Annotated in this window: 11 protein-coding genes and 1 pseudogene; 3 read left to right on the top strand and 9 right to left on the bottom strand. The window is 68.8% G+C overall.

Annotated features, from left to right (window positions below; genetic code table 11):
- Nucleotides 1–3: 3 nt before the first annotated feature.
- On the top strand, nt 4–1,314 hold the full coding sequence (locus QFZ53_RS18525; protein WP_307298856.1) for a hypothetical protein: 1,311 nt from the start codon (nt 4–6) through the stop codon (nt 1,312–1,314).
- On the opposite strand, the gene QFZ53_RS18520 is transcribed toward QFZ53_RS18525, so the two are convergent.
- Genes QFZ53_RS18520 through QFZ53_RS18510 form a run of 3 tightly spaced genes read right to left on the bottom strand, consistent with a single transcriptional unit; the run spans nt 1,198 to nt 2,902 of the window.
- Nucleotides 1,198–1,689, bottom strand: a complete 492-nt coding sequence (locus tag QFZ53_RS18520) for a hypothetical protein (protein WP_307298854.1) — start codon at nt 1,687–1,689, stop codon at nt 1,198–1,200. The genes QFZ53_RS18525 and QFZ53_RS18520 overlap by 117 nt on opposite strands.
- Nucleotides 1,686–2,243, bottom strand: coding sequence for a hypothetical protein (locus QFZ53_RS18515; protein ID WP_292909558.1), 558 nt, complete (start codon nt 2,241–2,243; stop codon nt 1,686–1,688). Before QFZ53_RS18515 ends, QFZ53_RS18520 begins: the two co-directional genes overlap by 4 nt.
- Nucleotides 2,240–2,902, bottom strand: coding sequence for a hypothetical protein (locus QFZ53_RS18510; protein WP_307298852.1), 663 nt, complete (start codon nt 2,900–2,902; stop codon nt 2,240–2,242). The genes QFZ53_RS18515 and QFZ53_RS18510 overlap by 4 nt, the downstream gene beginning before the upstream one ends.
- 75 nt (nt 2,903–2,977) lie before the next feature.
- Here QFZ53_RS18510 and QFZ53_RS18505 point away from each other — a divergent pair, with 75 nt between their 5' ends.
- Both QFZ53_RS18505 and QFZ53_RS18500 read left to right on the top strand, forming a co-directional pair.
- Nucleotides 2,978–3,880 (top strand): hypothetical protein, encoded by a 903-nt coding sequence (locus tag QFZ53_RS18505; protein WP_307298850.1) that lies wholly within the window; start codon nt 2,978–2,980, stop codon nt 3,878–3,880.
- Between the two features lie 161 nt (nt 3,881–4,041).
- Nucleotides 4,042–5,070 (top strand): PLP-dependent cysteine synthase family protein, encoded by a 1,029-nt coding sequence (locus QFZ53_RS18500; RefSeq protein WP_307298847.1) that lies wholly within the window; start codon nt 4,042–4,044, stop codon nt 5,068–5,070.
- Here QFZ53_RS18500 and QFZ53_RS18495 read toward each other — a convergent pair.
- The 6 genes and pseudogenes from QFZ53_RS18495 to QFZ53_RS18470 all read right to left on the bottom strand — a co-directional run.
- The gene (locus tag QFZ53_RS18495) at nt 5,049–5,810 is read right to left on the bottom strand and encodes an endo alpha-1,4 polygalactosaminidase (protein WP_307298844.1); all 762 of its coding nucleotides are present in this window, start codon (nt 5,808–5,810) and stop codon (nt 5,049–5,051) included. The two genes, QFZ53_RS18500 and QFZ53_RS18495, sit on opposite strands and share 22 nt — an antisense overlap.
- A gap of 44 nt (nt 5,811–5,854) precedes the next feature.
- Nucleotides 5,855–6,544: a DUF899 domain-containing protein gene (locus tag QFZ53_RS18490; RefSeq protein ID WP_307298842.1), complete on the bottom strand. Its 690-nt coding sequence runs from the start codon at nt 6,542–6,544 to the stop codon at nt 5,855–5,857.
- Between the two features lie 61 nt (nt 6,545–6,605).
- A complete protein-coding gene (locus QFZ53_RS18485) occupies nt 6,606–7,982 on the bottom strand; it encodes an MFS transporter (RefSeq protein ID WP_307298841.1) in 1,377 nt (458 codons plus the stop codon).
- Between the two features lie 46 nt (nt 7,983–8,028).
- Nucleotides 8,029–9,099 (bottom strand): carboxylate-amine ligase, encoded by a 1,071-nt coding sequence (locus QFZ53_RS18480; protein ID WP_307298839.1) that lies wholly within the window; start codon nt 9,097–9,099, stop codon nt 8,029–8,031.
- Nucleotides 9,100–9,105: 6 nt separating this feature from the next.
- Nucleotides 9,106–9,372 carry a DUF7218 family protein gene (locus QFZ53_RS18475; RefSeq protein ID WP_292909574.1) on the bottom strand — a complete coding sequence of 89 codons (267 nt, stop codon included), beginning with the start codon at nt 9,370–9,372 and terminating at the stop codon, nt 9,106–9,108.
- A 192-nt stretch (nt 9,373–9,564) separates the two neighbouring features.
- Nucleotides 9,565–9,636: pseudogene (locus tag QFZ53_RS18470) on the bottom strand (CsbD family protein); the annotation flags it as partial.
- Nucleotides 9,637–9,696 lie beyond the last annotated feature (60 nt).

The raw sequence follows: 9,696 nt of genomic DNA, 5'->3' as shown, positions 1-9,696 counted from the left end.
GAGGTGGATTTCGTGCGCGGGCGCGACTCGGCCCGGTACCGTGAAGGCATGCAGCAGGCTCTCCGCACGTTCGGCCGCATCCTGGCCGAGCACTGGCCTGCCTTGATGGCGTGGTACCTGGGCGGCGAGGTCGTCCATCGGCTCACGATCGAGGTCGCGGGCATCGTCGGCGGATACACGACCCTGGGGGGACTGCTCATCCTCCCCATCGCCGTGGCGGCCCGCCTGGTGTCGTACGTGGCGATGTACCTCACCGTGCGCCCCTCGCTCCCGCATGCCGCGACCGACGAGCGCATCAGCTACCGGGAATTCGCGCGCACCGTGTTCGTATCGATCCTCCCGTTCTTCGCGTTCTACGAAGCGTGGGGGATGCTGGATGCGGATCGCAGCGCGTTCCTGAAGATCGCCATCTACGTCGGAGTCGCCCAGTCCGGATATGGCGAGGAGGAGATCGGCGATCGAGCCGGTCTGATCAGCGTCGGCGTGCTTCCGGTCACGGTGCTCCTCGTGGCGCTGGCGGTGCGGGTCGTGCTCGCGCGATTCGAAGATCGGCTGTCCGCGCCACTGCGAGTGCTCGCGACGTATGCCGAAGTGCTGTGGACCTTCATGCTGGTCACGCTGGTCGGTCAATGGTGGCGCGGCGTCAGCGAATGGCTGTCGCAGCGCACGGGCGCGAACTGGCTGCGGGATGTCGGCGACTGGTTCGCCGCCCAGCTGCCGCCCGTGGCCGGTCTCTGGGAGGGCGGGAGCTGGTTCATCGGCATCGTGATCGCAGTGCTCATCGTGCCGGCGGCTTGGCTCGCGGTGGTCGGCGTCATCTACGGCACGACCTTCGACGTGCAGTCAGGGCTCGGCAGATGGAGCGACACGGCGCTTCGCGGAACCGCGCGGTCACTCGCACGCACGCTCGTCGTGCGTCTCGAGAGCCTGTGGGCCGCAGCCGCCGTGATCTGGCGCGGGGGCCCGGTGACGTTCGGGACCACCGCACTCGCCTACGCCCTCTGGATGCTGGTCGACCACGCCGGCACGCGCGGCGTGCTGCAACTGATCGGCGGGCATGACACGGACTTCTGGAAGGCCTATCTGCCTGTCATCCTCGTCGCCGTGGCCGCGGTGGTCGAGCCGCTCCGGGTCGCGCTCATGGCCACGGCCTACGACGCCGTGATCGGGAGACCCGAAGCCGGACTGGACGCAGGGTCAGGGCTCGATGAGGAAACGGGTGACGGCGCGATCCTCGCCGTCGATGTCGAGGAAGAAGGGCCCCTCGGCGTCGTCGGGCACGAGGAACACAGAGATGATGTCGTAGGGCTCTGACTCGTTCATGCAGTACGCCGCGCCTGCGTCGTAGGGCACGTCTATCACGTCGTCAGCGTCGAGCCAGGTGCGCGAACCGTGCACCTCCGAGAGCGTCACACGGCCGCAGCTCGCCGAATCGGGACCGCCCGATCCTCGCATGTGGACGCTCACGACCCTGGTGCCGTCGGGGGAGGGGTATTCGTCCCAGCGGGCATCCTCGAGCGTGAGCTCCTGCCCGGCGATCTCGGTCGTGTCGTCCTCGACGACGGTGATGGTCTTCTCCTGCCGCTCGGCGATCGGCATCACATCGAGCCACAGATGCACGCCGGCCACCGCCGCGACGCAGAACATCAGCGCTGTGAGCGCGAGACGATGCGTGCGCAGCCAGGTCACGGCATCTCCTCGATCGACGGCTCAGCGATCTCGATGCTGTGTTCACGAGGCAGGTCGTCGAGGTGGAGCGGCACCACGATCACGTCATCCAGGTGCGGTGTGGAGTGAGGCGTCGACACCCGGATCTCCGCGTCTCCGGTCGTGATGTCCTCTGGCAGCTCGAACGCCACCATCCCTTCGGTGTCGGTGCCGACACGCAGGCCGACGCCGATCAGAGACGTCGACGGCCGCTCGCTCGCGATGAACTCCCGACCGTCGACGACGAGCTTCATCAACCGTATGGCGGCGTCGACCTCGGTCTGTGTCGCAGCGGCCGACAGACTCACGACGAACCAGTTGCCATCGGCGTGCCATTCGTCGTCGACCGTGACACGATCGGCGAAGCGCGCTTCTCCGACTCGTACGATGAGGTCGCGCGAGGCTACCGGTTGATCGGCTGCTCCTCGGATGAGGAACGGGCCGTCCTGCGCCACCGGATCGGGCGTGACGGCGGCGACGGTACCGGCCGCGAGGACGAGAGCCGCGCCGGTGAGCCAGGGGAGAACCTTCTTCATCCACCCGCCTCCAGGTCGATGCGGGCGACCAAGGCGCCCTGCCGCCACGTCACTGCACTCGACGCGACGACGATATTGCCGTGGCGGGGGTCGGCCTCGTGCACGTCGAGCACGATCCCGTCGGAGCCGAGGTCCGCCGTCTTCACCGTCCAAGCCACGGTGATGACAGCGGGCACCTCAGGCTGCAGGAGCGGTCGGCGTGATGACGTGACGTCGCGCCAGTACCGCGCGCTGCCGATCTCTGTCACACCGGACAGGTCGAGCATCGGAGAGGCCGTGTTCAGCAGATTCGACGAGACCTCGTCTGCGCTGCCGTCGACGCCGATCGTGCTGTCGCTGAGATTCTCGAGCCGCATCGTCACGAGGAGCAGGCTCTCGCCCTCATCGGCCTCGAGGAACTGCTCTTCCACGGCATCCGTCACCTCGACGTCGAGAACCGTGATCGAGTACGTCGGCAGGCGCACCTCCTCGCCGAGAGCCGTCGCCGCCGGTTCGTTCTCGGCGGTGTCGAACGCGCCCACGGCGATCAGCGCGGCTGCGGCGGCGGCCACAGTGCCGACCGTGATCCAGGCGGGAAGCGCGCGACGGGAGAACACCGAGCGGAACCCGCGCGCTGCGATCGCCCGCGCGCGGTCGCGGGCGCCCCGTACATCGATCACCCGCCCAGCCTATTGGGACCGCTCCGGCATGTCATGGGCTCAGGCCGGTGGTGCCGCGGCGCATAGGATCGATCCGTGACTGACTCGACGCCGCCGCTCGGCCTCCTCCTCGACGTCGACGGCCCCATCGCCAGCCCTGTGACGCGTTCGATCGCCATCCCGAGCATCGCCGCCGACCTCGCCGCGCTCGCGAACCTCGGCGTACCGATCGCCTTCAACACAGGGCGCTCCGACGCGTTCCTCCGTGAGCAGGTCGTCCCGCCGCTGCTGACCGCGGGGCTCGACGCCGGCGTGCGGGTGTGGGGCATCTGCGAGAAGGGGGCGGTGTGGATGCGGATCACGGCCGCGGGCGCTCAGGAGGTGACCGTCGACGAGGAGCTGCGGATGCCGGCGGCCTTCGGCCGCGACGTCGAGCGGATCGTCCACGACGATTTCGCAGACCTCGTCTTCTACGACGACACGAAGCGGGCGATGGTCTCGGTCGAGCAGCGCACCGAGATCGAGAACGATGATTTCCTCGCAGGTCAGCCTGCTCTCAACCGGGCCATCGCCCAGGCGATGAGCGATCAGGGCCTCGGTTACGAGTGGGGAGAGAAGCGCGTCCCGGATGCCGACGGCCGCGTGGACTACCGGATCGATCCGACCATCATCTCCACCGACATCGAGTCGAACCGCGTGGGCAAGGATCTCGGTGCGAGCCTCATGCTCGCCTTCCTCGCGGACGAGGGCGTCCCCCTTCCGCGCGCATGGCGCACCATGGGCGACTCGCGTACCGACTACGCGATGGCCGACTGGCTGCACGAGAACGGGCACGAGGTCGTGCACGTCGACGTCCGGCCCGCAGACGGGGTGCCGGCGACCCCGTACCCCGTGCGCCAGCATCCGACGCTCATCCACGACGAAGCCGGCGCCCGCTATCTGAGTCGCTGGGTGGAGATCGCGCGAGGCGCGACGGACGACGACGCCGATCTCGTCTGATCGAGTGGCGTGAGTTGCCAGGCCGCGCCTGCGCGGGTTACAGTTCGGGTGTGTCCCTGACGTGTCGTTGTTGTCGCTGAGCGCTCCGCTCACCTTCGACTGACCCCCGACACCTGCGCGCGTCTCGAGACGCGCGCCCCTGAAGATCAGGAACAACTTCCGTGCGCTACGCCCAGCACATCGCCGAACTCGTCGGCCACACGCCCCTCGTCCGTCTGAACTCCGTGACCGCCGGCATCCGTCCGACCGTCCTGGCCAAAGTCGAGTACTTCAACCCCGGCGGATCCGCGAAGGACCGCATCGCCGGCGCGATCATCGACGCGGCCGAGCGAGAAGGACTGCTCGCGCCCGGCGGCACGATCGTCGAGGCGACCAGCGGCAACACCGGCACCGGCCTCGCGCTCGTCGCCCTTCAACGCGGCTACCGTATGGTGTTCGTGGTCCCCGACAAGTTCGCCGGCGCGAAGGTCGCCACTCTGCGCGGCTACGGCGCCGAGGTCGTGGTGACACCGACCAGCGTCGAACCGACCGACCCGCGGTCGTACTACAGCGTCGCCGCCCGCCTGGCCGCAGAGATCCCCGGCGCTTTCAACCCGAACCAGTTCGCGAATCAGAACGGTCCGCGCGGGCACTTCGAGACCACAGGGCCCGAGATCTGGGCCGACACCGACGGCCGGGTCACCCACTTCGTCGCGGGCATCGGCACCGGCGGAACCATCACGGGCACGGGCCGGTATCTGAAGCAGGCCAGCGAAGGGCGGGTTCGCGTCGTCGGCGCCGATCCTGAGGGGTCGATCTACTCGGGCGGACCGATCCACGGCTATCACGTCGAGGGCGTCGGCGAGGACTTCATGCCGCCGACGTTCGACCCTTCGGTCGTCGACGGCTATGAGCGGATCTCAGATGCCGAATCCTTCGCGATGACGCGTCGCCTGGCCGCGGAGGAGGGGTTGTTCGTCGGCGGATCCAGCGGCATGGCGGTCGTCGCGGCTCTGCGCACGGCGGCCGAGCTCGACGAAGACGACCTCGTGGTCGTGCTGCTGCCAGACCACGGCCGCGGCTACCTCGACAAGCTCTACGACGACCAGTGGCTCGCTGAACGCGGGTACGACGTTCCCACTCGGCCGGTCGATCCCGTCGTCGCCGAGGTGCGCGCGTTCCTCGCGGATCAGCAGGTCTCGAAGGCGTAGCCCGCATCACCGGGGGTGCGCAGCTCCCGGTCGCGCAGCACCATGGACGGCGGCGATTCCGGATCGGCGCACATCTCGGCGAACGGCCGCGGCAGCTCGTCGACGTACTCGATGTCGATCACGTGGTCGCCGTACACCTCTGTGTACGCCTCGCACTCCGAGTACGCCGCGCACTCCTCGGTCACGGCGAAGTCGAACCCTGCGCGGTCTCGCAGGGTGGCGGCGTCCTCTGCGGCGTTCTTCTGACCGGCGGCGAGCCCGGCGTCGTGGGAAAGCTCGACCAGGCGCGTCGCCAGGGTCAGGTTGTCGTCGAGCGTGAGCGCCCCGTCCGACCGGGTGTAGGAGTCGAGGTTGTCGAACTCGACCCCGTCGAAGCCGGCGGCCGCGCATCCCGCGATCCAGGGCTCGATCATCGCCGCCACGCGTTCGCGGCGATCGGGCGTCGACGTGTCGAGCAGGGCTTCATCAGGCCAGTCGGGATCGAACACCGTCTCTCCATCGCGCTGCAGCAGCAGGTCGTCTGGCCAGGATGCGAGCTCTCCTGGCTGCGTCTGGAAGCCGTTCACGTAGCAGATCGAGTACACGCCGTCGGCGGGCAGCTCCGAGCGGTCGCGGGCGACGACGCCCACCGCGCCGGCGGGCGGATACGCGCCGCCGAGCTGGTAGTCGGGCTCGGCCCCGGCCGGCGGAAGTGCGACGTCTGCGGCATCCGCGGCGCACCCGCCGAGCCCGGCGGCCACGGTCAGGACCAGGGCGAGCGCGAGAGCGGAGGCCGGTCGACGTCTCAGTTCCGTGCCCCGTACAGTGCGCCGATCTCTTTGGAGCCCATTCCCTGCGAATAGGTCGGATGCTGCGGCCAGCCCTCGGGGGACTCCTCCCACTCCTCCTGGCGTCCGTAGGGCAGCAGATCGGCGAGAGCCTGCAGATGGCTGAGGCGCTCGGTGCCCCGTCCGTTCGAATGCCACGTGCGGTAGACCGTGTCGCCGTCGCGGAGGAAGACGTTGAGGGCGAAGCCCGCGTTCGCAGGCGCGCCCACGTCGGCGCCGAAGGTGCTGTCGGCGCTCGAGAACCACTGCATCCGATTGCCGACGCGGTCGCGGTAGGCGAGCAGCTCGTCGATCGGGCCGTTGCTCACGATCACGAACTTCGCGTCGTAGTAGCGCTCGAGGAAATCGAGGCGGGTGAATTGCGAGGTGAAGCCGGTGCATCCGGGGCACTGCCACTCGTTGCCGTCCGACCACATGTGGTTGTAGACGATCAGCTGGGAGCTCCCGTCGAAGACGTCGGCGAGGCGCACGGGGCCGTCCGCGCCGACGAGGGTGTACTCGGGCAGCTCGACCATCGGCAGACGGCGTCGCTGCGCAGCGATCGCGTCGAGTTCGCGGGTGGCCGCCTTCTCGCGCACGCGCAGGGCGTCGAGTTCGCGCTGCCAGGTGGCGGCGTCGACGACAGGGGGAAGGGGAGCCGTGCTCACGGTGGACCTCCGTTGGTGACGGGCGACGATGCCCTCAGTCTGCGCCGGGTCGCCGACAGGGTCAACGGGGTGTCGCCTCGGCTTCCTGCGCGGGATTGCGGCGGATGCCGATCCATGACACGACTCCACCCAGCACGAGCAGGACAGCGGTCACGATCGCCGCGCTGTGGAAGCCGGCGAGGTTCAGGGTGCCGCCGACGATCGTCGAGATCATCGCGACGACGAGCAGACCCGCGACCCGCGCGACCGCGTTGTTGACGGCCGAGGCGATGCCGGAGTGCGCCTCGTCGATCGCGCCGAGGATCGCCGCCGTCAGCGGTGCGACGGTGAGCGACAGGCCGAGGCCCATCACGATCATCGCCGGGAGCACCTGCCACCAGTAGTCGAAGCGCTCCGAGACGAGCAGCAGCATCACTGCGCCCACCGCCATGATGAGCGGGCCGATGGTCATGAACAGCCGAGGGCCGAGACGACCGGCCCAGGCGCCGGCGCGAGAGCTGACGAGGATCATCAGGATCGTCATGGGAAGGCTCGCGAGCCCGGCGGCGGTGGCCGGAAGACCAGCACCCTGCTGCAGGTACACACCCACCACGAAACCGTTCAGCGACAGCGCCGCGTAGACGAACAGCGTCGCGAGGTTGCCCCAGGCGAAGTCTCGCACACGGAACAGCGACACCGGCAGCAGAGGCGAGGTCGAGCTCTGCTGCCGCCAGAGGAATCCGCTGAACAGCACGACCCCGGCGACCCCGGGGATCCAGATGACCGGCGACGTCCAACCCCTGGTCGGCTGCTCGATGAGCGCGAACACGACGGCACCGAGACCCAGGGCGCACAGTGCTCCGCTCCACCAGTCCACGCGCACGCCGCTCGGGTGCTCCTGCAGCTTCAACCGGGCGAGCAGCACGAGGTTCACCGCGATCGGGATCACGTTGATGAGGAAGACGAAGCGCCACGACAGATAGTCGACGAAGAGTCCGCCCAGCAGCGGGCCGACGAGCTGGGCTGCGGTCGTGAACGCGGTCCACACGCCGATCGCCCGCGATTGCACGTCGGCGCGCATGGTCGCCGTGATCAGGGCGAGCGAGCTCGGAACGAGCAGGGCTCCGGCCGCGCCCTGCAGAGCGCGCGCGATGATCAGGACGAGGGGATCGGGGGCTGCGGCCACCGCGACGGAGGCGACGCCGAAGGCGATCAGGCCGATGCGCATCACGAGCACTCGTCCGTATGCGTCGGAGACGGAGCCGGCGAGCAGGATGAGTGCGCTCAGGGTGATGAGGTAGGAATCCACCACCCACTGCTGCGTCGTGATGCCGCCGCCGAGTTCGCGGCTGATCGCGGGCAGGGCCACGTTGACCACGGTGCCGTCGAGGAAGGTCACGAACGAGGCGAGGACCGCGATCGCGATCACGAGCCGCTGCAGAGGAGCGAAAGAAGCCACGATCGGAACACTACCGTCGTGAGCGGACGCGAGGGGCGGATGCCGGTCAGGCGCTCATGCCGGAGAGGTACAGGTCGCGCAGGCCCGCCACGCCGCCGCGCTGATAGGCGCGCTCCTGGCGTTCGGCACCCGTGCCGTCGGCACGGATGCGTGCGAACTGCTCGACCGCGAATTCCTCGTCCCCGAGGTCGGCGAGTACGGGTCGCGTATGAGCGAGCATGGCCGAGGCCACCTCCCAGAACGGGCCCACCTCGCCGGTGGTCGGGTCGATCACACGTGACTGCGTGCCTCGCCGCGCGGCGGTCCACATCGATGCGTCGATGGCGTCGGGTTCGGCGGGGCGTGCGCTCGCCGGTTCCGAGAGGATCAGCGCTCGCGCGAGCGCGGCGGCGAACAGGGTGTCATCGGTCGTGAGCTGTGCGTCGAACACCCGGACCTCGACGGTGGGGAAACGCCGGGAGAGTCGCGCCGCCCAGGCGATCGAGGCCGCGTCGCCGATGGCGCCCAGCGCCACCAGACGATCCATACGCGCGGTGTAGTCGTCGAGGTCGTGGAATCGCGGCGGACACCACGACGAGGGCAGGCGGCGGATGAGGATGCTGCGCCAGCTCGAGAACCCGGAGTGCCTGCCGTGCGCGTACGGACCGTTTCCGGTGAGCGCCAGCAGCGTCGGAAGCCACTCCCTCACGCGATTGAGAGCGCGCACGCGCTCCTCGTCGTCCGGCACCTCCACGTGGACGTGCAGGCCGTTGACCTCATGATCTCGTGTGATCTCGCCGAGCTGATCTGCGACCTCGTCGTAGTGCGTCGAGGTCGACACGACGAACCCGCCGGCAGCGATGAACGGCGTCGCGGACGAGGCAGCGATCGCTCCCTGCTGAGCGGCGTGAACGGCGAGCAGGGCCCGCATCCTCGTCAACTGCTCCCCGGCCTCCGCTCGCGTCTCGGCGGGACTGGTGGCGCACTCGAGCTGACAGGTCAGATACTCCGGCATCACCTCACCGCCACCGCGGCGGCCCGTGATGCGTTCGCGCGCTCCGTGATCCATCCCGATCGGTGCGAGGGTCTGACGATCGAGGACGACGAACTCCTCCTCGACGCCGAAGCGCGCGGACATCAGGACCTAATGATCCCGCAGGTCGGAGATCAGCTCCGACTTGCGCTTGCCGCTGTAGCCGTGCAGACCCAGCTCCTTCGCGCGCTTCCTGAGTTCGTCGACGGTCCAGTCCTCGTAGTCGCCGTGCTCGCCGCCTCGCCGCCCGACCGCACTGCGACCGTCTCGCGCTGCGGCATTCGAAATGCGTGCGGCCTTCTCCTTGGAGGCACCGTCGTCGCGGAGTTCCTCGTACAGCTTCGGGTCCTTCAACGAGTTGTTCCTGCGTCCTGGCATCAGAATCTCCTCTCTGTTCCCGTGCTCCACGCGGCGTCCGGCAGGGCGACCTCCCGAGGGAGCGCCCTGCCGACGCGCGGGGAGCTGCTTGCACCTACTTGTCGAAGGCGTCTCGGACGTTGTCGCCCGCGCCTTCTTCGCGGCGTCCTTCACGTCCTGGCCCGCCTGCTTGGCTGCGGCCTTGGCCTGATCCACCCGGCCTTCAGCCTCGAGGTCCTCGTTGCCGGTGACCTTGCCGACGCCTTCCTTGACCTTTCCGCCCATCTTCTCGGCAGCGTTCTTCATGTCGTCTCCGACGCCCATGGTGTGCTCCTTTCGCGAAGC

The sequence above is a fragment of the Microbacterium natoriense genome, assembly GCF_030816295.1.
In the GTDB taxonomy this organism is placed as follows: domain Bacteria; phylum Actinomycetota; class Actinomycetes; order Actinomycetales; family Microbacteriaceae; genus Microbacterium; species Microbacterium natoriense_A.
Note: the sequence above shows the minus strand (reverse complement) of the source record. Positions and strands in the feature narration are given on the sequence as shown.

Bases quoted from the DNA above. Each gene is read 5' to 3' on its own strand.
- QFZ53_RS18480 (WP_307298839.1), bottom strand. From the start codon at position 9,099: ATGTCCGCGCGCTTCGGCGTCGAGGAGGAGTTCGTCGTCCTCGATCGT.
- QFZ53_RS18515 (WP_292909558.1), bottom strand. From the start codon at position 2,243: ATGAAGAAGGTTCTCCCCTGGCTCACCGGCGCGGCTCTCGTCCTCGCG.
- QFZ53_RS18475 (WP_292909574.1), bottom strand. From the start codon at position 9,372: ATGCCAGGACGCAGGAACAACTCGTTGAAGGACCCGAAGCTGTACGAG.